At 67.1% G+C, this 23577-nt stretch carries 24 protein-coding genes and 1 pseudogene; 8 read left to right on the top strand and 17 right to left on the bottom strand.

Annotation, left to right across the window (positions count from 1 at the left end; genetic code table 11):
* Window positions 1–18: 18 nt before the first annotated feature.
* The 5 genes from pqqB to M0765_RS21035 form a co-directional block, all read right to left on the bottom strand.
* Window positions 19–861, bottom strand: a complete 843-nt coding sequence (gene pqqB, locus M0765_RS21055; RefSeq protein WP_258505741.1) for a pyrroloquinoline quinone biosynthesis protein PqqB — start codon at window positions 859–861, stop codon at window positions 19–21.
* A 149-nt stretch (window positions 862–1010) separates the two neighbouring features.
* Window positions 1011–1085 (bottom strand): pyrroloquinoline quinone precursor peptide PqqA, encoded by a 75-nt coding sequence (pqqA, locus tag M0765_RS21050; protein ID WP_010100094.1) that lies wholly within the window; start codon window positions 1083–1085, stop codon window positions 1011–1013.
* Window positions 1086–1289: 204 nt separating this feature from the next.
* Complete coding sequence (locus M0765_RS21045; RefSeq protein WP_258505740.1) at window positions 1290–2381, bottom strand: MFS transporter; 1092 nt, start codon at window positions 2379–2381, stop codon at window positions 1290–1292.
* Window positions 2382–2390: 9 nt separating this feature from the next.
* On the bottom strand, window positions 2391–4265 hold the full coding sequence (locus M0765_RS21040; RefSeq protein WP_258503330.1) for a T6SS effector BTH_I2691 family protein: 1875 nt from the start codon (window positions 4263–4265) through the stop codon (window positions 2391–2393).
* Window positions 4266–4314: 49 nt separating this feature from the next.
* The gene (locus M0765_RS21035) at window positions 4315–5172 is read right to left on the bottom strand and encodes a T6SS effector BTH_I2691 family protein (RefSeq protein WP_258505739.1); all 858 of its coding nucleotides are present in this window, start codon (window positions 5170–5172) and stop codon (window positions 4315–4317) included.
* On the opposite strand from M0765_RS21035, the gene M0765_RS21030 reads away from it, so the two are divergent.
* The 5 genes and pseudogenes from M0765_RS21030 (at window position 5171) to M0765_RS21010 (ending at window position 8544) form a co-directional block, all read left to right on the top strand.
* Window positions 5171–5308 (top strand): hypothetical protein, encoded by a 138-nt coding sequence (locus M0765_RS21030; RefSeq protein ID WP_258505738.1) that lies wholly within the window; start codon window positions 5171–5173, stop codon window positions 5306–5308. The genes M0765_RS21035 and M0765_RS21030 overlap by 2 nt on opposite strands.
* A 200-nt stretch (window positions 5309–5508) precedes the next feature.
* Window positions 5509–6183 (top strand): annotated as a pseudogene (locus M0765_RS21025) (alpha/beta fold hydrolase); the annotation flags it as partial.
* Window positions 6184–6308: 125 nt separating this feature from the next.
* Complete coding sequence (locus tag M0765_RS21020; protein WP_342456071.1) at window positions 6309–6509, top strand: alpha/beta fold hydrolase; 201 nt, start codon at window positions 6309–6311, stop codon at window positions 6507–6509.
* Window positions 6506–7891 carry a histidine kinase gene (locus M0765_RS21015; protein WP_258505737.1) on the top strand — a complete coding sequence of 462 codons (1386 nt, stop codon included), beginning with the start codon at window positions 6506–6508 and terminating at the stop codon, window positions 7889–7891. The genes M0765_RS21020 and M0765_RS21015 overlap by 4 nt, the downstream gene beginning before the upstream one ends.
* Window positions 7888–8544 carry a response regulator gene (locus tag M0765_RS21010; protein WP_258505736.1) on the top strand — a complete coding sequence of 219 codons (657 nt, stop codon included), beginning with the start codon at window positions 7888–7890 and terminating at the stop codon, window positions 8542–8544. Before M0765_RS21015 ends, M0765_RS21010 begins: the two co-directional genes overlap by 4 nt.
* A 6-nt stretch (window positions 8545–8550) precedes the next feature.
* Here the strand turns inward: M0765_RS21010 and M0765_RS21005 are convergent, their stop codons facing one another.
* The 8 genes from M0765_RS21005 to M0765_RS20970 all read right to left on the bottom strand — a co-directional run bounded on the left by M0765_RS21005 (window position 8551) and on the right by M0765_RS20970 (window position 17475).
* A complete protein-coding gene (locus tag M0765_RS21005; RefSeq protein ID WP_258505735.1) occupies window positions 8551–9207 on the bottom strand; it encodes an HAD family hydrolase in 657 nt (218 codons plus the stop codon).
* 43 nt (window positions 9208–9250) lie between these two features.
* Complete coding sequence (gene pabB, locus M0765_RS21000) at window positions 9251–11167, bottom strand: aminodeoxychorismate synthase component I (RefSeq protein WP_258505734.1); 1917 nt, start codon at window positions 11165–11167, stop codon at window positions 9251–9253.
* 2 nt (window positions 11168–11169) lie between these two features.
* A complete protein-coding gene (gene fae / locus M0765_RS20995) occupies window positions 11170–11703 on the bottom strand; it encodes a formaldehyde-activating enzyme (RefSeq protein ID WP_258505733.1) in 534 nt (177 codons plus the stop codon).
* Between the two features lie 51 nt (window positions 11704–11754).
* On the bottom strand, window positions 11755–12585 hold the full coding sequence (locus tag M0765_RS20990; protein ID WP_258505732.1) for a formylmethanofuran dehydrogenase subunit C: 831 nt from the start codon (window positions 12583–12585) through the stop codon (window positions 11755–11757).
* A complete protein-coding gene (gene fhcD, locus M0765_RS20985; protein WP_258505731.1) occupies window positions 12582–13544 on the bottom strand; it encodes a formylmethanofuran--tetrahydromethanopterin N-formyltransferase in 963 nt (320 codons plus the stop codon). The genes M0765_RS20990 and fhcD overlap by 4 nt, the downstream gene beginning before the upstream one ends.
* A gap of 16 nt (window positions 13545–13560) precedes the next feature.
* The gene (locus M0765_RS20980) at window positions 13561–15243 is read right to left on the bottom strand and encodes a formylmethanofuran dehydrogenase subunit A (RefSeq protein WP_258505730.1); all 1683 of its coding nucleotides are present in this window, start codon (window positions 15241–15243) and stop codon (window positions 13561–13563) included.
* A gap of 37 nt (window positions 15244–15280) precedes the next feature.
* Window positions 15281–16483 carry a formylmethanofuran dehydrogenase gene (locus M0765_RS20975; protein WP_258505729.1) on the bottom strand — a complete coding sequence of 401 codons (1203 nt, stop codon included), beginning with the start codon at window positions 16481–16483 and terminating at the stop codon, window positions 15281–15283.
* Between the two features lie 254 nt (window positions 16484–16737).
* Window positions 16738–17475 (bottom strand): HisA/HisF-related TIM barrel protein, encoded by a 738-nt coding sequence (locus M0765_RS20970; RefSeq protein WP_258505727.1) that lies wholly within the window; start codon window positions 17473–17475, stop codon window positions 16738–16740.
* A 41-nt stretch (window positions 17476–17516) separates the two neighbouring features.
* Between M0765_RS20970 and M0765_RS20965 the strand changes: the two genes are divergently transcribed.
* Genes M0765_RS20965 through M0765_RS20955 form a run of 3 tightly spaced genes read left to right on the top strand, consistent with a single transcriptional unit; the run spans window position 17517 to window position 20180 of the window.
* On the top strand, window positions 17517–18503 hold the full coding sequence (locus tag M0765_RS20965) for an ATP-grasp domain-containing protein (RefSeq protein ID WP_258505726.1): 987 nt from the start codon (window positions 17517–17519) through the stop codon (window positions 18501–18503).
* On the top strand, window positions 18490–19581 hold the full coding sequence (locus M0765_RS20960) for a hydantoinase/oxoprolinase family protein (RefSeq protein ID WP_258505725.1): 1092 nt from the start codon (window positions 18490–18492) through the stop codon (window positions 19579–19581). Before M0765_RS20965 ends, M0765_RS20960 begins: the two co-directional genes overlap by 14 nt.
* A complete protein-coding gene (locus M0765_RS20955; RefSeq protein ID WP_258505724.1) occupies window positions 19581–20180 on the top strand; it encodes an amino acid kinase family protein in 600 nt (199 codons plus the stop codon). Before M0765_RS20960 ends, M0765_RS20955 begins: the two co-directional genes overlap by 1 nt.
* A 36-nt stretch (window positions 20181–20216) precedes the next feature.
* Here the strand turns inward: M0765_RS20955 and M0765_RS20950 are convergent, their stop codons facing one another.
* The 4 genes from M0765_RS20950 to M0765_RS20935 are packed head-to-tail and all read right to left on the bottom strand — an operon-like array spanning window position 20217 to window position 23540.
* A complete protein-coding gene (locus tag M0765_RS20950; protein WP_258508361.1) occupies window positions 20217–20909 on the bottom strand; it encodes a (5-formylfuran-3-yl)methyl phosphate synthase in 693 nt (230 codons plus the stop codon).
* Between the two features lie 5 nt (window positions 20910–20914).
* The gene (locus tag M0765_RS20945) at window positions 20915–21496 is read right to left on the bottom strand and encodes a DUF447 domain-containing protein (RefSeq protein ID WP_258505723.1); all 582 of its coding nucleotides are present in this window, start codon (window positions 21494–21496) and stop codon (window positions 20915–20917) included.
* Window positions 21493–22968 (bottom strand): DUF6513 domain-containing protein, encoded by a 1476-nt coding sequence (locus M0765_RS20940; protein WP_258505722.1) that lies wholly within the window; start codon window positions 22966–22968, stop codon window positions 21493–21495. Before M0765_RS20940 ends, M0765_RS20945 begins: the two co-directional genes overlap by 4 nt.
* A complete protein-coding gene (locus M0765_RS20935) occupies window positions 22947–23540 on the bottom strand; it encodes a flavoprotein (protein WP_258508360.1) in 594 nt (197 codons plus the stop codon). The genes M0765_RS20940 and M0765_RS20935 overlap by 22 nt, the downstream gene beginning before the upstream one ends.
* Between the last annotated feature and the right edge of the window lie 37 nt (window positions 23541–23577).

Raw genomic sequence — 23577 nt, 5'->3', positions numbered from 1 at the left:
TGGGCCCGGCGCTTGGCTTCAGAGTTGAATCGTCATGCCGTCCTCGCAGGGCTCGATGCCCGCGCGCCGCAGCAGTGCGTGCTCGTCGGAGTCTTCGTCGAGGATGGGGTTGGTGTTGTTGATGTGAATGAGCATGCGCCGCGTGGCCGCGGGCAGCCGCGTGAGCCATTCGATCATTCCGCCCTCGCCGGACTGCGGCAGGTGGCCGATCTCGCGTGCGCGCTTGCCGCTCACGCCCAGGCGCACCATTTCGTCGTCGGTCCAGAAGGTGCCGTCGACCATGACCGCGTCGGCCGTTGCCATGGCGTCGAACACGGGCGGCGTGATCGCGCCCAGGCCCGGCGCATAGAACAGGCTCTTGCCGCTCTTGCGGTCGAACAGGGTCACGCCGATGTTGTCGCCCGGCACCTGCTGTTCGCGGTGCGGCGAATACGGCGCGGCCTTGCCGGTGAGCGGCATCGCGCGAAAGCTCAGGTCGGGCACGCCCGGCACCTCGAAGGCATTGCCGTCGAGCGCAATCGGGTGACGCGCCACGCCGCAATAGTGCGACAGCACGCGCAGCACGGGATTACCCTGACTCAGGTCTTCGGCGACCGGGTCGGTGCACCACAGCGGCAGCGGCGTGCCGCGCTCGCGCAGCATGAAAAGCCCCGTGGCATGGTCGACCTGTCCGTCGATCAGCACCACGCCGGCAATGGCGGTGTCGCGCAGCGCGCGCCCCGGTTGCAGTACCGGGCTGCTGCGGATCTGCTCGAGGATGTCGGGCGACGCGTTGAACAGCACGCCGTCCTCGCCATGGTCAGGCCGTACGAAGATCGACGATTGCGTGCGCGGCTTGGCGCGCACCGTGCCCGCGCGCACACCGGCGCAGTTGGGGCAGTTGCAGTTCCATTGCGGAAAGCCGCCGCCGGCCGCAGGCCCAGAACGGTGATGCGCATCGAATGAGGAAGAAAGGGGTTCGAAACAACCCGCCCCGGGCGAGCCGGGGCGGGTTGTGAAGAGGCGCGCAATCAGCGTGCGCTGACGTACATCGTGATCTCGAAGCCGAAGCGAAGATCAGTTGCCGTCGGGGTTTCCCATTTCATATTGTGTCTCCTGAAAGATGGCACAGCGCCACGTGGCGGCTGCGGGAACTTCGAGTGCTCCAGAACGCATATTGAACCGATGCGCCGCCGCAACCTAGCCGTGAAATCATGAATGGGACTTCATGATTTTCATGAATAGCGGCAATGGGGTCGTCCGAGAAAGGTTGCGTGGGCAAGCAGGCGCCACCTGGTCGCGGCAAAGCTTCATCGGGCCGTCCACCGCAGCGGCTCTTCCGGCCCGAGACCGTTCTCGCGCCGCTTCTGGCCGCAGTCGCTGTTCCATTCCGCGGGGAAGGTGGGCCACGAACAAAGCCGTTCGGCCAAGCAGTGCAGCGGCGCCCACACCGCGTTGAGCATGAAGTTGAAGCTGGTCTGGATGGACGCCCCGCCTTCGCCGGCCCGCCCCCCCACGCGGTCGAGCACGCGGGATGGCCCGAGCACGGTTTCCTCGACATGCTGCCCCACCGTATGAAAGCCCTTGCGCAGCCACTCGTACTCCGCAGGTTCGGGCACCGCATCCATGCCTTCTTCCATGAAGGTGCGGATGTACTGCCAGAGGTTTTCTCCGGCCAGCTTAGGGCCGACCCACAGGACTTCTTCGCCTGCGCGCTCCTTGTCGGCAGGATCGAGAGGCGGCCAGTACAGAACGAGGCCGCAGATGCCGAACTGGCCGCCGCGGTTGTCCTGGCGGGCCTGGCGCGCCACCGGGTCGCGCAGGTCATCATGGGTCATCCCGCGCGGGGCGCACCAGTTCACATGGGCCTGCACGCGGTCCCAGTCCAGCACCACGTTGCCTCCGTAGCGGGCCGGGCGCAGCACGTAGACCTTGCGGGTGGTTCGGTTGAAACGGTAGCGCGCGCGCAGGAGCGTGAAGAAGTTGGGGGCGTACTGGAGGGGCCAGAGCATGTAGTTGAGCCAGAGGGCAAAGGCCGTCATACCGAATGCAAACAGTATTCCCCAGTACCAATCGATCGCAGAGGCATGCCCACCGACTAATTCGAGTGTCCAAGCAAGAACGGCTAGTCCGAAGAGCCCCACCAGCAAAAAAACTGACGATATCAACATCAACGACCTGTCCTCCTCCCCCATGTTGGACAGTTCGATGAAATGCTCGTTGCGATCAAACAATGTGCGCTGCCAGTCGAGCGCAGGCTGCGCGTCCCCGCTCTTCTTCTTCGGCTTGTCTTTGGGCGACTGAAGCTTCGTGTAGTGGTTGATGTCTGCAATCAGTTCGACAGCTTCACGCTGCCCGTGCTTCTTGCGATGAACGAGGAAGCCAGATTCGCAATTGAACATACCGGCCCCTTATTCGATTTCCGCCAAGGCATTGGCCAGTTTGCTCATCGTCTCTTTTTCGCTCTTGTGAGGCATCTTCCCGCTGTTGGCCTGATGGAAAGGCTGGGCTTGCAGCCAGTTGGCCCAAGCATCGCCCTTGAGCTTGCCGATGGCGATGGTCAATGCGCCAGCGGCAATTGCCGTCACGAAGTTGAAGCGCACCAGCCAGAGTGGGGCTTCAAGATAACTGGCACCAACGATAGCGCCGAAGATGGTGGCACCGCCAGTCGCAGCGCGAGCCATATATGCTCGTGAAAGCCAGTTCTCTTGCTCTTTACTTGCGGTCACTGCATCCATCGCATCCCAAGCCACCCCCACGACAGCCCCCGCCACCACGAAGTGCGCCGCCCCCGCCTTCATCGCCAGCAACTCGGCCTGCGTCGCCTTCGTCATGCCCGCCTTGTGGGTCTTGTAGACCGCATCGGGCAACTGTTTGAACAGCGCCTTCTCGTACAAATCGGCTCGCCACTGCCGCATGCTGCCCACCAGCCCCGCCATCGTGCCCATCAGTTCGGTGGTGGTGCGCTCGTCGCGCCGGGTGTTGGCATTGGCCAGTGCCGGCAGGATGGCGAGGGCGTTCAAGCCCAGCAGCACGTTGGGCAGGCGCATGTCCTTGCCCGCCGTTTCGGCGATCTGGCTCTGGATGGCCTTTTCGATCCGGCGCTGCGTGTAGCGTGCCTGCTTGGCGGTCGCTTTCGTCAGTGCGTTGGCTTGCTGGTTCCGGGTGAAGGCCATGGCCTGCTGGCCCAGCCCACGGGCCAGCAGCATCAGTTGCGCCTTGGCGATGAAGCTTTCGGCGCGGGCGGCGGGCAGGGCCTTGAAGCGCGCCATTGCAGCAGCGCCGAGCACGGCGTGCGGGCTGTCGTAGACCACCTTGGCCAGTTCGCCGCCGGCCTGCAAGCGCTCCAGCCGCTTGAGGCCTGAATCGAGCACTTTGGGCAGGCCCTTGTTGATCTTGTCGCTCGCGCCGAGGGTCTTGCCAAGCTGGCCCAGCGCGGCCAGCACGGTGGCATAGGACTTTTGCTGGCGGGCATTTTCCTCGGCGTTGTGCACTTCAAGGCCGGCCGGCGGCAACGGGACGGTGAGCAATTCGAGCGCGGCATGCAGTTCTGTGCTGATTTCGGCGTTGTTCAGGCTCAGCATGCGCCACACGAGGTTCTTGCTGCCCGGCGTGAACGGGTCGAGCGCGGCGTACCACTGGCGGCCTTTGGGGGCACTGTCGATCTGCAGCAGGATGGCGCACAACTGCCCGGCACAGCGCGCACCGTCGCCCGAGTCGATGCCGGCCTTGTCGCTGTAGCGCCCCAGCGCCCTCTCGGTGAGGGCGTCGGCCTTGAGCCAGGCGTGCAGGTCGATGGCGAGCTTGTCCATCAACTCGTCGCGCTTGCCGAGTTCGGTCTTGTGCAGCGCGTCGAAGGCGGCGACGGCGCCCACGTCGCAATACCCGGCGATGCGCGCCAGCGCGTCTGCGCTGGCGGCCTGGCTGCCCAGGACTGAGCGGTCGCTTTCGCGGGCGCCGATGCGTGTGTCCAGCTCAGCCGCGCGGCGCCGGTTGAGCTCGGCGATCGAGACTTCTTCGTACGTGCCATCGGCGCGGCGCAGCTTGACGGGCTGATGGGAGTCCGAGCCGGGGTAGCTGCCCGAGAGCGCTTCCTTCGTGTCGCGCAGTCGGTCTGTGGCGTCGTCATAAGCCTCTACCGCCTTGTGGGCCAGTGCCAGGCGCATGGTGCGCACGCTTTCGCTGGCGGCCTGCTTCCACTGGTTGCTGATGCCTTTGTCGTCGGTTGCTTTGAGCCAATCCACATAGGGGGTGGCCGCCGTGAGATGGTGCAGGCTCAATTCCATGGCGATGCCCAGGGGTCGTCGCAGGCGACGACGGCGCCCTTGTTGGTTTTCAGGAACTCGACCATCTGGCGCAGGCGCGGGCCGTGGGCCTGGTCGTAGGGAAGCCCCGCACGTGGGCCACGTAGGAGCCGGTGCTGATGGCGCCCGACAAGCCGGGGTTGTCGCTGCGGCTGACGGTTCCGTCGACGTCTCTGGATTCATCGTGCTGGCCAGCGAAGTGGCGGCCCTCGCGCACTTCGCTGTAGTCGCCCCAGCCGCGCTCCTGAGGGCTGCGACCCATGAGCCCGAAGACTTGTTCGGTGGCTGCTGTTTGAAGCGCGTTGTTGGGCAGTGCCTTGAACTCGAGCACCTTGGCGTCGAGCTGCTCGGGCTGCAGGGTGTCGTCCTGCGCGGTCGAACCCTTGACCCATGCGGAGACCTTGAAGGTCTGCATGTACTTGTCGGGCTCCTTGCCGATGACCGTTTTCAGGTGCTGGGGATCGACCGGGTCGGGATGAAACATGAAATGGAGCTTGGTGATGTTCTCCGCGTCCTTGATCCACACCAGGCTCCTGTTGGCGCCCCATTCGTTGGGCCGGCAAGCGGCTTCGCCGGTGGTCTGCTCCGGGTGGTTGATATCGATCTTGGTGAGGTAGCCATGCGGATGCACGACAAAGGCGAGCCATTCGGGCGTCCGGTACTCGGATTCCAGCCGCAGGTACAAATAGCCGGCGCGCAGCATGCGCACGTTGTACCTGGCGGTTTTCAGGCTCACGCCACCGGGTTCGGCTTTGAGCTTGCCGCCGGGCTTGAGCGCATCGAGCGCGGCTTTGCCTTCGCTTGTCGCGCTGTACGCGGCGGCATAGCGCGTGAAAAGAATGGGCAGCCCGGTTTGGGCGCATTGTTCGCAAGGAGTCGTGTGGGCCATGGCGCTCTCAAGTCCGGGTCTGGATGGCTTGTACAAAAAGGCTGGAGAAATCAAGCGCGGGCATGACGGTTTTTCAGTCAATCAGCCCGGTGAGTTCCGCGCCGTCTGGCTGGGCATTCCGGCGTCTGCGATCTGAGGGTTAGGGAGATCGGCGCCTAGTGAACGCGGATTCTGGGATTGAATGCGCACAAAAATCGTCAACAAACATGAACGCGCGCAATCCGGTTCAGATTCGATTGGAAAGTGCCACATAGTTCTCGCGCCAATTCTTGGCAACGAAGCGAAGGCCTCGGGGTTTCCGCTAGGTGTGATCGACCATGACTGCCACCGCGTACCATGGCCCTCGTGCTTTTTACCGGCCTGTACCCAGAAACCCAGCCCTGGCGCACCCACGCCATCGAGGTGCCGCACGGCCACGTGCTGCATGTAGAAGAAAGTGGTGATCCGGCCGGCATCTGCGCCGTGGTGCTGCATGGCGGGCCCGGCTCGGGCAGCTCGCCGCTGCTGCGCCGCTTCTTCGACCCTGCGCGGTACCGCGTGATCAGCATCGACCAGCGCGGTGCCGGCCGGAGCCGGCCGCGGGGTGCGACCGTCCATAACCGCACAAAGGATCTGCTCGAGGATTTGCGCCTTGTGCGCGAGCGGCTGGAAGTGCCTCGCTGGCTGGTTGTCGGCGGTTCTTGGGGCGCCACGCTCGCGCTCGCGTATGCGGCGTTCGAGCCGCAGGCAGTCGCAGCTTTGCTGCTGCGCGCGGTGTTCCTGCCGAGCGCCGAATACATCGAAGATTTCTTTCAGGACACTGAGGGCCGCGCGGCGGACGCATGGGCGCGGTTCGCATCAGCGGTGCCCGCAGATCAACGCCATGACATGCTGGCGTATCTGGCACAAGGTCTTCAGGAGCCCGTCACCAGAGGCGATGCGGACCTACCCCGGCGGCTTGCGCTCGCCTGGTGGCAGTGGGAGAGAACGCTGGTTGGCGGCCAGCCCGTATCGAACGCAGAACCGCAACCCAACCGCGAAACGCTCGACGCGCTGGTCGATCGCTACCGCGTGCAGAGCCATTACCTGCTGCATCGCTGCTGGCTCGATTCGCCTCCCCTTCTCGAACGGCTTGACGCGCTCCCCAGGTACCTACCCTGCTGCTGCATTCGCGCGATGACCGCATCTGCCGCCCCGAAGGCGCACAGGCGGTGCACGAGCGCATCGCGCACAGCCAGCTGCGTTGGGTCGACGGCGCGGGCCACGACCCTTCGCATCCGGCAATGGTGTCGGCCATGGTCGCCGCGCTCGACAGCTATGCGCTGCATGGCCACTTCGGCGACAGCCCCGTGCCATGACGCTGCGCCTGAAGATCAACCTGATCGTCAGCCTGCTTACGCTGCTGTTCGTTGCGGCCATGCTCGCGCTGCAGGTGCGCGCCATGCGCGAGTCGGTGCATGAAGAAGTCGTGGCTGCCAATCGCGTGGCCGCGCAGTTGCTCAACCGCACCGCCTGGCTCTACGCGGCGCAGGGCACGCCGGCCATGCTGTCGTTTCTGCAAGGTGTGGGGCGCGTGCGCTCCAACGACATCACGCTGCTCGACAACGACGACCGCGTGCTGTACAGCTCGCCGACCTCGGTCTACAAGGCCGGGCGCGATGCGCCGGATTGGTTTGCCGGCCTGGTCTCGCCACCGCCGTCGCAGCTGTCCATCGCGTTTCCGGGCGGGCGGTTGATGGTGCTTTCGAACGCATCGCGCGCGGTGCTCGACGCATGGGACGACTTCGTTCTTTTGATGCTCAGCGCGCTGGGCCTGCTGGCGGTCGTCAATGCGGGCGTGTTCTGGCTCGTGGGGCGTGCAACCCGGCCATTCGCAGACATCGTCCATGCCCTCAACCAGCTCGAAAGCGGGCGCTTCGATGTCGCGCTGCGCGCCCTGCCCGGCACCGAAGCCGCGGCCATCGGCGCCGCATTCAACCGCATGGTCGGCATGCTGCAGCAGCACATCGAAACCGAGCGGCGGGCCGTGCGGGCCGAAGGCCGCCTTTCGGAAAGCCGCGAGCTCGGCCGCTGGGTCGACCAGAAGATCGAACAGGAGCGCCGCCTCATCGCGCGTGAGTTGCACGACGAGTTGGGGCAATCGGTCACCGCAATGCGCAGCATGGCGCTTTCGATTGCGCAACGCGTGCAGGCGCTCGATCCACAGGCCGAGCAGGCCGCACGCCTGATCGCCGAAGAATCGGGCCGGCTCTACACCGCCATGCACGGCATGATTCCCCGCCTGACGCCGCTGGTGCTCGACAAGTTCGGCCTGGTGGCGGCACTCGAAGACTTGGTGGAGCGCACGCGCAACAGCCATGGCGACGTGCAGGTCGAATGGCATCAGGAGCTGGAGCTCGACCGCCTGCGGCTCGACACCGACACCGCGCTGGTGCTGTACCGCGCCGCGCAGGAAGGCATTACCAACGCCCTGCGCCACGGCGAGGCGCATCGCATCGTGCTGGCCTTGCAGGGCGAAGAGCAATCGGTCAAGCTCACGCTCACCGACGACGGTCGCGGCCTGCCCGGCCCTGAGGCTGCAAGGGAAACCAGCACAGGGCACTATGGCCTGCGATGGCTCGCAGAGCGCATCGACAGCCTGGGCGGCGAATTGCGCCTCGAACCCGCCGAGCCCAGCGGCGCCCGATTGACGGTGCGGCTGCCCATGCGGGCAGACGAAGCGGAGAACACGAACACATGACCCAGGCAGTTCAGGCGGCCCAGCCGATTCGAGTGATGCTGGTGGACGACCATGCGCTGGTGCGCATGGGCTTTCGCATGCTGCTGGCCGACGCGCAGATCGAAGTGGCGGCCGAAGCCGATACCGGCGAACAGGCCTGCCAGGACTACCCGCAGGTGCGGCCCGACCTGGTGGTGATGGACCTTTCGATGCCCGGGATGGGCGGCCTCGAAGCCTTGCGGCGCCTGCTGGCCCACGACCCGAAGGCGCGCGTGCTCGCGCTCTCGGCGCACGAGGACACGATTCATCCGCGCCGCGTGCTGCGCGCGGGTGCGCTGGGCTACCTGGCCAAACGCAGCGCGCCCGAAGCGCTGATTGCCGCCGTCAAGGCGGTGGCGCGCGGCGAGCGCTACATCGACGCGAACACCGCGCAAGCATTGGCCACGGCGCAGATAGAGGGTGAGGCCAACCCCGCCGACCTGCTCAGCGAGCGCGAGTTCTCGGTCTTCATCCAGCTTGCGCGCGGTATGACGGTGGCGCAGATTGCGAGCACGCTGAACCTTTCGCTCAGCACGGTGGGTTCGCACCTGTACCGCGTGAAGCAGAAGCTGGGGGCCACCAATCAGGCCGAGCTGACGTGGGTGGCGCTGAGGTGGGGGTTGATTCAGGTTTAGCGCGGCTCAGCCGCGCTCGATAACCGGCCAACCGCATTGAATAGCACGGGCGCGCAGCCGCTCGTCCGGCGCCACGGCCACCGGGTCCGACACCGCCTCCAGCAGAGGCAGATCGCTCGCCGAATCGGAATAGAACCACGACTGCTCCAGCGCATCGAGCCGCGTATCGCGCAGCGCAAGCCATTCGTTCACATGCGCAAGCTTGTGAACGCCGAAGCATGGGTCGCCGTCGATACCGCCGTCGAGCGTGTCGTCGATCACGAGTGAGCGCGTGGCCAGCACATCGGCAACGCCGAACACCCGTCCGAAGGGTTCGGCGATGAAGCGGGTGGTGGCGGTCACGATGGCGCAGACGTGGCCGGCCTCCTGGTGCTTTCGCACCAGCGCACGCATCTGCTCGGGCACCCTGGGCTCGATCTCGGCTTCGAATTCGGCCGCCCACTTTCTTAGCGTCGCCATGCCGAAGCTTGCCAGCGGCGCAACGCTCACGCGGTGCAGCTCGCGAATGTCGAGCGTGCCGTCCACATATTGCTGGCAATAGCCGAGGTAGACCGTTTCGGCATCCGCCGGCAGCACGCCTCGCGCCACCAGGAATCGCGTCCACGCCATGCCGCTGTCGAACGGAATGAGCGTGTGGTCGAGGTCGAAGAGCGCCAGTTTCATTGCATGCCTGCGTGCGAGCGGGGCCGCCTGCCACCCTGGTGCGTCAGGCGGCCGAAGCCTCGTGCGGCTGGCGCTCGGCTTGCATGACCAGCTGCGCCGGCAGCACGCCGCGCAAGGCGTTGCACACCACGAGCTTCTGCGCCACGTGCAGGTCTTGCAGGTACAGGCTGCGTTCGGCGGCCTCCCAGATGGAGTCTTCGATGAGCACGCCGCGCATTACCCCGGGCAGTGCGCCGTCGGAAACGGGCGGCGTCCACCAGCGTCCGTCGATGCGTGCGAAGAGCGTGCTGCGCCCGCCTTCGACGAGCCGGCCGTCTTCGGTGAAGAACAGGCTGTCGAATGCGCCGGCGCGTTCGGCGGCGCGCACGCCGGCGTCGTAGTGCTGGCGCACGGTTGTCTTGAACGCGCCCAACGGGCTGGCATTGGGCAGGCGCTGGTCGGCCACGATGAGCTTTACCGCGCCGGGAGGCAGAGGCGGCAACGGCGAGTGCGTGATGCCGATGCGCCCGTCGTGCGCGAGCGCCAGGCGCAGGCGTGAAGGCTGGCTGGGCGCAAGCGTGGGCAACGCGTCTCGCAGTGCCTCCATCGCAGCGTCGCTATTGAACCTGAAGCCGAGCACGCGCGCACTGCCCGCCAGCCGCCCCAGGTGCCGGTCCAGGTAGCGGATGCCTTCGCCCGGCGTGACCAGCATGGTCTCGAAGAGCTCGAAGCCGGGGTCGAGCGCGGTGAGGAAGCGCGCCTTGAGCAAGCACTCTTCGAACTCGTCGGCCGCGATGCTGTCTTGCACGATGCCCGCACCGACACCCAGGCGCAGCGGACGCAGGCCTTCGGCCTCGTCGCCGAGCGTGAGCGTGCGAATGGCCACCGAGAGGCAGAAGTCGCCGATCGATGCGCCCTGGCCCGGCGCATCGATCCAGCCGATCGCGCCGCAATAAAGGCCGCGCGGCGTGCTCTCGAGCTCCGCAATCCATTCCATGGTGCGGTGCTTGGGCGCGCCGGTAATGGAGCCGCAGGGAAACACCGCGCGCAGCAGCTCGGGCATGCCGACGTTCGCACGCAGCCTTGCCTGCACCGTCGAAGTCATCTGGAACACCGTGGCGTAGGGTTCGACAGCAAAGAGCGTGGGCACCTTGACCGAGCCGACCTCCGCCACGCGGCCGATGTCGTTGCGCAGCAGGTCGACGATCATCACGTTCTCGGCGCGGTTCTTGGTGTCGACCGAAAGCAGGCGCGCCATTTCGCTGTCGCCTTCGGGGGCATCGGCGCGCGCGGCGGTGCCTTTCATGGGGCGCGCGGTAAGCACGCCCGCGTCGTGGCGCAAAAATAGCTCCGGCGAGCAAGAGAGCACGTGGGTCGCATCGCTCTCGCCGGCCTTGCCGGTGCTTTCCGGCAAGGCGATCAGCGCGCCATAGGCCACGGGCTGCCGCTCGCGCAGCCGCCGGTAGAGGGCCACGGGCGAGCCGTAGCTTCGGCCATGCAGCCGGTAGGTGAAGTTGACCTGGTAGGTCTCGCCCGCGGCAATGGCCTCGTGAATGCGAGCGATGGCCTCGGTGAAGGCGGCTTCGTCGATGCTGGGGTGCAGGTCCATCACGCCGGCGGGCTGCGGCTGGCCAGCTGCATGCGGTTCACCAGCCTCGTGCTGTTCGAGCTTTGCCAGCCAGGCACCCGCCTCGCAGGCCGAGAGCCGGGCGCATTCGCGGAACATGAGCACGCGCAGTGCCGAAGCGTCGTCCGGAGAAAGCCGCGCCTGCCCCGCGTGAAGCAGCTTGGCGCCCCATTCGTAGTCGGCCAGCAGTACTGCGTGCAGGCCTTGGCGCAAGTCGGCATCGACCTGCGCCCACACCTCGTCGAGCCGGGCCGCGTCTGTGCACCGGTGTTCGCGGACGAACCCGGTGTGCAGCCGGCTGGTCGGCCGCTCGGCCGTGGAGCCGCAGTCGTCGAGAAGCGCGAAGGCGGACAAATTCAGCTCCAGTCGTCCATGTCGTGTTTGATGCGGTGGCGGTTGGCAATCAACTCGTCCACCGAGGGCTCGTTGCTGAGCGCACGGCGAATGGCGAGCTTGGTGGCTTCGTAGTTGGTGCGGTACATGTCTTTCTTGTCGAGATTCTCGTCCTTGGCGCAGCGCGGATCGATCCACACCAGGCTGATGATGCACAGCGTGTTGGCCAGGTTCCTGGGAATGATGCCATCGATCAGGCAGTCGACCACCGCGTCGGCCGTTGCGCTTTGCACCACCCCGCCAAACAGGTCGATGTTTGCCGAATCTTTCAGCGTGACCTTGGGCACCATGATGGTCGCGGGCCGCACGAGCTGGTTGCAGGCACGAATCGCAAACATGGCGGTGTGGCCCTTGCTCTGGGCCATCATGCCCGCGAAGGCATGGCCCACCGGGCCGTCGGTCGCGCCGATCAGGATTTCGGGCATGGCGTCGGTGAACTGCCCTTCCCTCGCAAGAACGGTGGCTTCGCCGGCGTGAAATATATAAGGATGCGTCATATCAAAGGAAGATTTGGCAGGAGGGTTTATGAAGAAACGTGAGGAAGCGGGTCACAGGCACACGATGAGTTCGCCCTTGCCGTCGGCGGAAAGGTCGCCCAGGTGGCGTTCGATGCGGCGCATCGGCAAGTCGCTGAAAAGCCCGCCATGGCGTGCAAGGTCACGCGCCAGCAGCGACCAGAAGACCGGCGTCGCGGCGCGGTTCGGCACGAAGGTCGGCGCCGACCGGGTGCCTTCGGGCAAGGCTGCCCGCGCCTCCGCGAAAACAATGCTGCCGCGGCGCATGCCATAGCCGGCATGCGCGCCGACGCTGCCGCCCACGGCAATCGTGCCGGCCACCATGCGCGAGCCCAGGAAGGCGCCCGCCCCGCCATGGACCAGCGCGGTGCCGCGGCGCATGCGGTCGCCAAAACGCTCGCCCGCGTTGCCATGAACGACGAAGATGCCGCCGCGCATGCCATCCATGCTGCCGGGCAAGGTGCTGGCGGCAAAGTCGCCGACGTCGCCCTTCACGTCGATGGTGCCGCCGGCCATTTCGCAGGCGGCCAACAGGCCGGCGCGGCCTTCGATGCGCAGCTCGCCGCCGCGCATGCAGCCGCCCGCATAGTGGCCGGCATGGCCTTCGATGCGGATGCGGCCGGCGTCCATCTGCCAGCCGATGCGGTCGAAGCGCTCGAGGTTGCCTTCGAAGCGAAGCGCGCCCTCTTCCTTGTCTGGCGCAATGGCGAACAGTTCGGCCAGCGGGAGCATCTCGTTGCCATGGCCCACGGGCAGCTGTTCGACTTGCGCAGCCGAGAGCTCCGCCAGCGCCGACGGCGTGATGCCGCGCAAGTCCACGCGCAACGCAGGCACTTGCCGCAGCCTGAGGTTCCATCCGCTCATGGCGCATCTCCCGCGCCGAGCAGCTTGTGCAGATGAAAGTGAAACGGGCCCAGCTTGCCGCCGTAGTTGCCCGCCGAAATGCGCAGCAAGCCACCGGCCGGGCCAATGCCGATGGCCGCTTCCATGCCCACGCGCATGGCGGCAGCCACATCGGCTTCGGTCAGGCCGTCGATCACGATCTCCATCACGCAACCGATCTGCGCTGCGTGCGTGCCGCCATTGCTTGCCAGCTCGCTGTGAGGCACCAGCCCGACGAGGCTCGGGCAGAACGCATCATTGGTCGATGCGTTCAGGTTTGCGTAGCGGCTCCCTACCTTCGAGCCCGACCGCACCACGCCACCCGGAAACGGCATGACCACATTGGGCAGCCGCTTCATCGCGGCCACGGCGGCCTCGGCGGCGGCCAGTGCGCCGTCGGTGTCGAGTGCAAGCAGCAGCAGGTTGCCGCCGCCCACGGCCTTGACCACGGGCGTGTCTTCCTGCGCCACGAATTCGCCGTCCATCACCGGCACGCGCCAGTAGCGCACACCGTCGATCACCTTCGAAATCTGCCACCCGTCGCCGAAGAAGCGCAGGTTCTTGCCAAGCGCCGCCACGTCGCCGCCGGCCGTGCGCGGCAGGCCGGCAAACACCGCCGTGGTCGGGCAGGTCAGCACGCACTGGCCGACACGGCGCTCCAGCTGCTTGCCCAGCTCCTTGCCCGACATCGAGAAGATCAGCACGTTCACGCCCGGCCGGCCGTCGGGTGTTTCGTGCGGGCCCAGCTCGCGCTCGATACCCGCCTCGCAGCCGCACGCGATCACCGAGGTTGCAAAGCCCGTGGCCGATACCGCCGCATGGCGCGCCCACTCGAGCGTGTGCGCCGTGATGACGATGCGGGTCGCCTTCATCGGAAAGGCCTCGGCGAAGGTCTGGTCGATGACGACGCCGTTGCGCTGAACGGATGAGAGGTCCGTCATGCCGCACACGCCTTCCTCATGACGACGCCTCCTGGAAGCACTCGGCCGGCAGCAGGCGCCCGCCGTTGCAGCAGCGGCAAAGCTCGTCGTGGCCAATGGCAATGTGGTCGAAGTTGACCGAGCCGTGCGCCGCCAGGTGCCGGCGCAGCCGCTGCTCGATGCCGCGGTCGTACTCAGGCGCCACAAAGTGCGTGCCGCCCGTGGGCACCGCCGTGACTCGCCCGGCGCGCGAGACCAGCACGCCGTCCTTGAACACGTATTCCGGTGTGGCGAACATGGCCTCGCGGTTCTCGTTCTCGCGGTACACGGCAATGTCGGCCGCGGCGCCCGCGCCCAGGTGGCCGCGGTCTCGCAGGCCGAGCAGGCGCGCGGGGCCGGCGCGCGTCATGATGGCAATCTCGTAGAGCGAAAGCTCGCGCGTGATCGAGCGCAGCGCGGCCTGCGCCGCCACCTCGGGGTGCAGCTTGGCCAGCTGTTCCTCGCGAAAGCTGCGGTCCATCAGCAGGCGGATCAGATGCGGGTAGCTGGTAAACGGCCCGCCGTTGGGATGGTCGGTGGTCAGCACCACGCGCCACGGATCGTCGACGAGCAAGAAAATTTCTAGCCCGATGACCCACTGCAGCGCGTTCACATAGCTCTGCTCGCGGTAGCGGAACGGCACCACGCCGCAGCCGGCTTCGCATTCGATATCGGCGCCGATCCATTTGCGCGGATCGGCCAGGCCCGATTGCGCATGCTGGCGCATGGTGTCGCCCGAGGCCGTCACGGTCTGGCCGAACATGATCTGGCCGACGTCGATGCTCACGTTCTTGTTGGCGTTCACCGCTTCAGAAAGCTGCAGCGCGGCGGAAGAGAATTTCTTCGGCCCCTCGGTGCCGTAGGCATGGAACTGGATGTGCGTGAGGTGCCCGGGCAAGCCGTCCAGCGCGGCAATGGTGTCGAGCGTCGACTGGATGTTGCCCGCCACCCCCAGGTTGCTGCCGTGAATGTGCAGCGGATGCGGCACGCCAAGCTCGCGCAGCGCGCGCGCCAGCGTGTGCACCACCTGCCTGGGCGTGACCTGCCAGTGCACATGGTTCTCGTCGACATCGAGCTTGCGCTGGTTGAACTTGAAGGCCGAGATGCCGCCCGGGTTCACCACCTTCACGCCCATCGCCTTGCTGGCGTTGATGGTCCAGCCCGCGTAGTCGCGAATGCGCTCGAAGTCCCAGCCCTCGGCCAGCATGCGCAAGAAGAGCTCGTCGTTGCCGAGCATCACGTACGCGCCATGGTCGAGGATGGGCGTGTCGCCCATTTCCATGTGCGTGTGGCGCGCGTTGCAAGCCATCATGGCCGGCTCGAAGGCCGCCGTGTAGCCCATCTCCACATAGCGGTAGCCGGTGGCCAGCGTGCCGGGCGCGCAGCCGCCGCACGATGCAAGCTCCAGCAGGTTGTCCGGCAGCGCCAGGGGGTTGGCGTTGGCGCGATGGTCTTCGGGCAGCAGCATGCGCGCAAGGTTGACCTTGCCGCCGCCGATGTGGGTGTGCATGTCGATGCCGCCGGCCATGACGATGCAGCCGCCGATGTCGATCTCTTCGGTGGCGGCCTCGTGCGGCGCCAGGTCGACGATGCGGCCATCGCGCACGTACAGGTCGCACACCTCGTCGCGGCCATTCGTGGGGTCGATGACGCGGCCACCGCGCAGGCGCAGCGTCGTCATTGCGCACGCTCCCGCTTCAGCGCTTTCACGGCTTGCGTCAAGCGCCTGACGACGTCGTCGACGCTGGGCAGTCCGTCTTCGTACAACGGCCGCAGGGGCAACAGCACCGAGCCGTCGGTGCGGAACAGATGGCCGCTGCAACCGATGCCGGGTGTCGAGACGGGGATGAACACCTGCTTGCGCGCACTCGCCCCCCACCCTGCGGCCGCATGCCCGGATGCCCGAGCACAATGCGCGGCATATCGGCCAAGGGCGGCGCGGGCTCGGGGCCGTAGCTCGACACCCACAGCAGCGCGTCGACTGCGTCGTCGGCCAGCAGACGGCCGGCATCGAAGCACAGCGGCTCGTGCTCCAGGCCCAGCGGCCCGGCACGCGAACGCAGCGGGAGGCCCGAAAGCCAGGTGAACACCTGGTTGACGGTGGCAGCGCCGTCACCGCCGCCCAGCGAGAGCGACGCCGCGCGCGTGCTGCGGTTGAGCGTGGCGACGATGCGCTGGATGGCTTCGACAATCAACGCGCCCTGCGCCGGCAGGCGGCCGGGCTCGTACACCAGCACCGAGTAGCGCGCCGCCCGCAACCGCACAGACAGGGCAACCAGCTCGGCCGGCACGCGCGCGTCGTCTGGCGAGATGCGGCCCGCCACCAAAGCCGCGAGCAAGCCCACGGTATCGAACATGTCGCCTGCCATGGGCAGCATTTCGATCTGCAGGTCATCCCGCTCGCCTACACCGCATCGGCGGAAGAACTCCGGATATTGCGCCGTCGGGTCGCCTGTCATGCAGACGATCAGCTCGGCGCGCGTTCTTGCTTCCGCCAGCGTGGTGGTGAAGCCGCCGCGGTCTTGCAGCGCGCGCAGGCCGTGCATCATGGCCTGGCCTTGCGCGGGGTCGCAGATGGCACCGGTTTCGCAGGCCAGCGCGTACAGCGCGCGGGCACCCGCCACATCGGTCCCAAGGCCGCCGAACAGGGGCTGATGGCTGGCTGCGAGCACGGAGGCAGCGGCAGCAATGGCCGTGTCGAAGTCGCAGTCGCTGCCATCAACCTGTGGCTGCGACGCGACGGGGGCACCGTTGAACTCGGCCAGCGCAGCGTTGGCCCGCGGGCAGTCGCTGCCGACAAGCTTCAGCGGCGTGCCGGGCGGGCCGACATCGACGCCGAAGGTATCGCACAACAGGGGGCAGAACGGGCAGGTCCACGGAAGGTGGCCGGGCTGCGCGGCGGCGGGATCGAGTTCGCTCATGGGCTGGCGACCACGCAAGCCATGTGCCATTCACCGCCCGGGCGGGGCCTGCCTAGCGGCGTCTCGGCCGGACAGCTACAGGAAGGCCTTCATGACACACGCGTTTGAGACACAGTGTTGCGATTTTGGCGGTCAATGCGTGCCGGCAGAGGCCATCGGCAGTACTTGCAAGCCCCCGCTGGGATGGCACGGTTCGTGTGTGCGGCGGGTTGATGGCATGCCTCACCCACCCTCGTTGCGCCGGACCCGCCGGATCAGCGGTGCACCCGCGGCAACTGAAGGTCGTGCAATGCGCTGGCGACCAGCCAGGCGTCGGCACCGGCGGCACTGGCAAGCGCCAGGTCCTGGGGGCTGCGGATTCCACCGGCGCCGATGACCATGGCCCCCGGCGCCAGCCGCCGCACCTCTTGCAAGGTTTCCAGGTCGGGCCCGGCGCCGGAGCCGACACGCTCGAGCGTCATCACGATCAGCCGCCGCGGCCACAGGTCCACCGCGTCCCAGCAGCCGGCCTGGTCGAGCCGCCGGCCGTCGCGGCGGTCGAGCGAGAGCGCGGCGCCGGGCACGCCCGCTTCAGCCTCGCCGTTCGCGTTTTCGAAACAGCGCTCAAGGGCTTCGCGCGAGCGCAGCGATTCGCTGCCGAAGACGAGCACGATGCGGGACGCGAAAGGCGCCAGCTGCTTGCGCACTGCCTCGCCAGCCGCGGCGTCCGCCAGGCCCACGTCGAGCCAGAGTTCGATATGGGGCAATGCCTCGAGCACATCGGTCAGCACGGCGATCTGCGCCGCGCCGCCTTGCAGCGCATCGAGGTCGGCCACGTACAGCTGCCGCGCCGCGCAGTGCTCGCACAGGATGCGCGCCACCGTCACCGGATCGCTGCTGGCGCACAGCGCCGAAACGATCGGCCGGTACGACTTGCGGTCGCCGCGCACTGCCCTCACCACCTGGCCCTGCAGCAAGTCGACGACGGGGATCAGGTTCAGTTCGGAAGTCATTGGGAAGTGATGGGGAACGTACCCGGAAAGTGGATGATGAAATGACGACACGCGTGTTTGTCTACGAGTATCTCAGCGGTGGCGGCTGGAGCGACTACGGCGACGATGCGGCCGCCGATGAGCTGCTGCCGCTGGGCCTCTCGATGCGAGACGCCATGGTGGCCGACTTGATGCGCGTGGCCGATTGTTCGGTCTCGGCCGCGGTCTGCGAACCGGGGAACACCCTGCCCGCCGGAGCGGCGCCGCTGCGGCCGCTTGCCAACGAATCGGCTTTCGACTTCGTGGCGCGCCAGAGCGTGCTGCACGATGTGGTGTGGCTGGTCGCGCCCGAGACGGACGGGCTGCTGGCCAGGTTCCAACGCACGGTTGGCAACGCGCGCTGGCTCGGCTGCAGCGCCGATGCCATCGAGCTGACGGCGGGCAAGAAGGCCACGCTCGCGCACTTGGCGGCCCATGGCGTGCCAACGCCCCTGGCCTTTGCCGATGCGCCCGAGATAGAACGCTGGGTTGTCAAGCCCGACGACGGCGCCGGCGGCGTGGCCACCCATGTGCACACGCGCCACGCAGGCGCACTCGAAGACCACGCCCGGCGCACGCGGGCCGGCGCCACCTTGACGCTGGAGCCATGGATCGAAGGCGAAGCCCTGAGCCTCTCGCTGCTGTGCACGGAGCAGAATGCCGAAATGCTGAGCATCAACCGCCAGTGCATTTCGATCGACTCGCAGGGAAGCCTGTCGTTCGACGGTGTGAGCGTCGATGCGGTGGGCCGGGGCGACCCGCGCCGTCAGCCGCTGGCCGAGCTGGCTATGCAGGTGGCCCGCGCCATCCCGGGGCTGCGCGGGTTCGCGGGTATCGACCTGGTGTGGCATCCGCGGCACGGGCCGGTGGTGATCGAGGTGAACCCGCGCGTCACCTGTGCCTATGTCGGCCTCTCGGCCGCGCTGGGCCGCAATCTTGCAGCCGAACTGCTGGCGGACCGCGGGGGCGGCGAACTCGCCGAACGGGAACTTGCACGTGCCGACGCCTGAACGCACCACCATCGGGTGGGACATCGGCGGCGCGCATGTGAAGGCCTGCCTGCTGCAAGGCGGCGAGGTGGTCGACGTGGCGCAATGGGGTTGCCCGCTCTGGCAAGGCCTCGATCATCTGGCGCGCGCACTGCAAGCCACGCGAACGCGCTGGCCGGCTTTCGATACGGCACGCCACGCCGTGACCATGACGGGCGAAATGGTCGACCTGTTCCCCGACCGCGAAGCCGGCGTGCGGGGCATTGCGGCCGCGCTGGCGGCCGCGCTTCCCTCCCGGCCAGGCGCCTTGCATTTCTTTGCCGGAGACGCCGGCTGGTGCAACCCCGCGCAGGTCACTCGTCACTGGGAGCACATTGCGTCGGCCAACTGGCTGGCCACCGCGCGGCATGCGGCGCTGGTGTTTTCGCAAGGCGTGCTGGTCGACATCGGCAGCACCACCACCGACCTGATCGGCTTCGGCAACGAGCGCGTGCTGGCCACCAGCCGCACCGACGCCGAACGCCTGGTGAGCGGAGAGCTTGCCTACCACGGCGTGGTGCGCACGCCCGTGTGCGCGCTGACGCAGCGCATCGAATGGCGCGGCCGGGCAAGCCACGTGATGAACGAGTTCTTCGCCACCACGGCCGACGTCTACCGGCTGTGCGGCGAGCTCGACCCGGCGCACGACCTGTACCCGAGCGCCGACAACGCGGCCAAGAGCCTGGCCGCGACACGCCAGCGGCTTGCGCGCATGGTGGGCCTGGACGAGCGCGATGCCTCCGCGGAAGAATGGCTGGAGCTTGCGCGTGCATGGCGCGCCGCGCAGGTCGAGGCCATCGGTTCGCAGCTGCGCCGCGTGCTGGCGGCGCATGCGCTTTCGCGCGAGGCCGTGATCGTGAGTGCGGGCTGCGGTGCGTTCCTGGTACCGGACCTTGCGGCGGCGGTGGCAACAGCCGCTTCCGCACCGCACCGCTTTGCTTCTTATGGCGGCGACGTCGCCAACGTGGCCCGCCATGCAACCCCAGGCACGACCGCCTGGGCGCAGGTGTGCGCACCCAGCGTGGCGGTGGCGGCGCTTTTCGAAAGGGAGCACGACTGATGTGGGTCGTCAAGATCGGCGGCAGCCTTTGCTCGGACCCGGTGCTGCCGCAGTGGCTCGATCTGCTGACGCAGATCGGCGGCGGACGCGTAACGGTGGTCTGCGGCGGCGGCACCTTTGCGGACGAAGTGCGGCGCGTGCAGGCGCATTGGCAGTTCAACGACCTGGCCGCCCACAACATGGCGGTGCTGGCCATGGCGCAGACGGCTTATCAGCTGCATGCGCTCAACCCGGCGCTGCAGCTCGCAACACGCAAGACCGAGATTCCCGACCTGCTGCGGCGCGGAAAAACCGCGCTGTGGCTGCCGCTTGAACTGCGGCGCGACAAGCCTGATTCGCGCACCGGCTGGGAGGCCACCTCGGACACGATTGCGCTCGACCTGGCAAAGCATCTCAATGCCGAGCAACTGGTGCTGGTCAAGTCTTGCGCCATCGATCCGCAGATGACGCTGGGCGAGCTTGGCGACGCCGGCGTGGTGGACCAGCAGTTTGCCGATCGCTCCGGCGATGCAGCCTTTCCGATCACGCTGCTTCACAAGAACCAGCTGGAGACCATGCGAGCGCTGCTGCTGGGCGAAGCCACCTTCGTTCCGCGTTGAAGCTGCAGCCCGGATATGGCCGCGCACGCCGGGGGCTCAGGCGGCTGCAGGCTCCACAGCCTCGCCATGCAACGATGCGGCCAAGACTGCAAGCCGCTCCGGGCACAGCGCCGTCTTGCGGTCGGCAACACAAACAGCACTGCGAAAGCCCGCGAAGTCGGGCGCCAGCGATCGCAGCAAGGGAACGTGCGCCATGCGCAGTGCGCCCGCCAGTCCGACGAGCCGGCCCGAAGCGCGCACACGGGCGGCAAAGGCGCGCAGGTCCGCCGTCGGCACGGCATCGAACAAGCTGCCGGCCAGCTTGTCGGCAGTGTCGGCCATGAGCGCCGGAAACCCGAGCGTGCATGCATGCGCGACCAGCGCCGCGTCGATGCCATGGTCTGCAACGAAGACCGGCACCACCGGCCAGTCGCAGGCGGAGAGCGCGTCGAGCACCGCAAAGGCCTCGGTCCCGCGCTCGATGCCGACCTTCACGTAGTCGACACCGCAAGCACCGACCGCATCGACTTGCGCAAGGATGCTGTCCAGCGCCTGCATGGGCAAGTCGCCGATCGTGGCACTCACGGGCAGGCCGATGCCGTTCGCGCGCAATGCACTCACGATGGCGCCGATGGTCGCCACGGGCAAGCCGCCCAGTGCGCCGTCGCTCGGTTCCTTCAGGTCGATGAAGTCGGCGCCGCCGCGCGCGGCAATCAAGGCTTCATCCACGCTGCGCACGCTCACCAGCATGCGGGTCACGATGCGCGCTCCGGTGTGCCGTTGCGGTGCTGCGCGACGGCGGCGCGCAGCCACTCCCAGGCCTCATGCTCTTCGGGGCCGGCGGTCTTGTCGATGGCAATCTGCAGGTAGGTCATTTCGGTTTCCACTTTCTCGGGGGGCAGCATGTGCAGGCGGCTGACCAGCACGGCGCCTTCGATCACCGCGGCCTGTGCCCGGTTGAAGCCGACGAAGGGCGCATGGGTGGCCTCGTGCACCGCCACCATCCGCAGCACCGGCCGCTGCACGTTGTCGCGCTGCTCGGCCAGTTCAAGCTCTACGTGGCGCAGTGCCGCGGCAAGCCGTACGCCTTCAATGCGTTCGGCGGGCAGCGTGGGCCACAGCTTGCGGCCTGTGACGCAGCCCGCGAACACGCGGGTGTCGCACACGATGTTGAGCACCGCATGGCCGGTGGCCACGATGTTGTCGTGCGTGGTCGAGGGCTTGAACGGCATCAGCAGGATGCCGTCTTCGCGGTAACGAATGCCCATTGGTGCCACGTGCGACTTGCCGCCGGGCGCGACGGTGGTGACCACGGCTTCGAAGATCTGGTCGTTCATGTGGGTGATGGCGCGGCGGCCGTGTTCACGGCACCAGGCTCTTGCGCGATGTTCTTCGATGTCTTCATGGTGGTGCCCGGTGCGCACCAGCGCGCAAGGTCTTCGGCGGGCCGCGGCGCGGCGCAGCCCCAGTCGAGCGGCTGGTCTTGCACATAGCGCTTGCCAAGCTGCCAAGCGATCTCGGCGCGGGCAAGCTCCACGCCCATGTAGAACGCATGGTCGGCATCGTCCTGCAGCTTGAGCTGCGGCCAGAGTTCGAAGGCGCCCTGCCCCAGGCGCAAGCCGTCGCGGTTGTACACGTGCAGGCCCAGCGGCGATATCTGCACGCGAAAGTTGGGGTCGCGCACCTGCGAGGCGATCTCGCCGATTTCTTCCGGCGTATCGGGGAACGGATGCTTGGCATGCACCGTCATCAACGCATCGCTCATGCCCTTGGGCAGCGTGGCATTGCGGGCCGCCGCATGCATGATGCGGCGCGCCCAGTCGGCCTCGCTCACCGCGCGGCGCGCATGCTGGCTCACCTGCGTGGTCAGCACTGCCGCCACGTTCAGCTCGGCGGCAATGCCGAACAGCACCGCGTTGATGCCGCTGGTGTCGGCCTCGGTCAGCTCGGTGACGTTGCCCACGCCAAGCATGATCGGCGCATCGGGAAAACGCTCGCGCAGCCGGTGGTAGCGCACGATGGAGGCGGTCAGGCCGAAGGGTATCGGGTCGAGAATCGAATCGGCCAGAAACGGGCGGCCACGCTGCTGCATTTGCGCCACCGCTTCGTACAGCGATTCTTCGTCGGCCGGCACGCGCGGTATGAGCACCGGGGTTGCGGCCACTTCGTCGGCAATCCACAGGCTGTCGAGCGTCAGGCTCAGCAGGTAGTCGGCGCCGGACTTGCCGCCGAGCAGCAGCTCTTTCGGGTCGCTCGAATCGACGCTCACCTGAAAGCCCGCGGCCTTGAGCGCCTGCACACTTTCGGCCAGATGGTCGAAGCGGGTCTCGGGCAGGCAGCCCAGGTCGATGACGTTGGCCCCGTCGGCCGCAAGCTGACGTGCTCGCTCGACGATCTGCGCCACCGTGAGCCGCGGCGCATCGACGATCTCGGCAAAGATCGCGACCTCGTACTCGTTCAGGTCGACAGCGCGCGCGCTGCGGTTGAAGTGGCGCGGCAGATCCTTCAGCTCTTGCGGCCCGCGCTCCACCGGGACGCCGAAGTATTGGCTCAAGGCCTCGACATCGCCGCGGCAGCGGCCCGGCACCATGATGCGGTCGGCGCGGCGTGGCGCGGTGCCCTCGCCATCAGCCTCGGTAATCACCGGTGCCGCAACGCGGCGGCGGATCATGTCGGCCGTCATCAGTGCCGCAACCTGCAACCCGATCTCCCGTACTTCCCATGTGAACGGTGCCGCCTCTATGCCGGCCAGCACCCGCGAGAGGCTGGCTTGGGCGAGGCGCCCGGTCAGGAAGACGATGTGTTCCATGCGAGAGAGAGTTCCTTCATGCGTGCATCGAGCACGGCTTCGAGTTCGGCGGGCGACGAGACCACCTGGCAAAAATCGATGCCGCGCAGCCGCTCGACGTTGTCCAGCTCGATGCGCCGCGGACGCAGCGTGACCCAGTCATGCGGGGACTTGGTCACCACCACCGGTTCCGTATCGCATGCAAACACGATGCCAGGAATGCCGAGCTTGCCGGCCTGGGCAAACATGTTGGTCGGCAGCGAGTCGCTGATGCCGAATGCGCACTTGGCCACCGTGTTGCTGGTGGCCGGCGCCACCACCACGGTGTGATAGATGTCGTCGTAGAGCATGCCCACGGGCACGCCGCTGGCCGTCTTGTCGCGGAACACCCGAAAGCGCGACTTCAGCGCCTCGATGTGCAGCTTGTAGATGGGCAGCACTTCTTCTGCCGCGGCCGAAAGGAACAGGTCCACCGAAGGCAGCCGCCGCGCAAGGGCCAATGATTCTTCGAGAAAGTGGCCGGAGCCCGTGACGCACCAGGCCAGCCGCGAGCGCGGCGGCGCTGCAGGCAACGGCGGCTCGCCGTCTTCCATTGCCAGGGCCGCGCCGCGCGGATCGATCTTGTCGGTA

Source organism: Variovorax sp. S12S4 (assembly GCF_023195515.1).
Classification (GTDB): Bacteria; Pseudomonadota; Gammaproteobacteria; order Burkholderiales; family Burkholderiaceae_C; genus Variovorax.
Note: the sequence above shows the minus strand (reverse complement) of the source record. Positions and strands in the feature narration are given on the sequence as shown.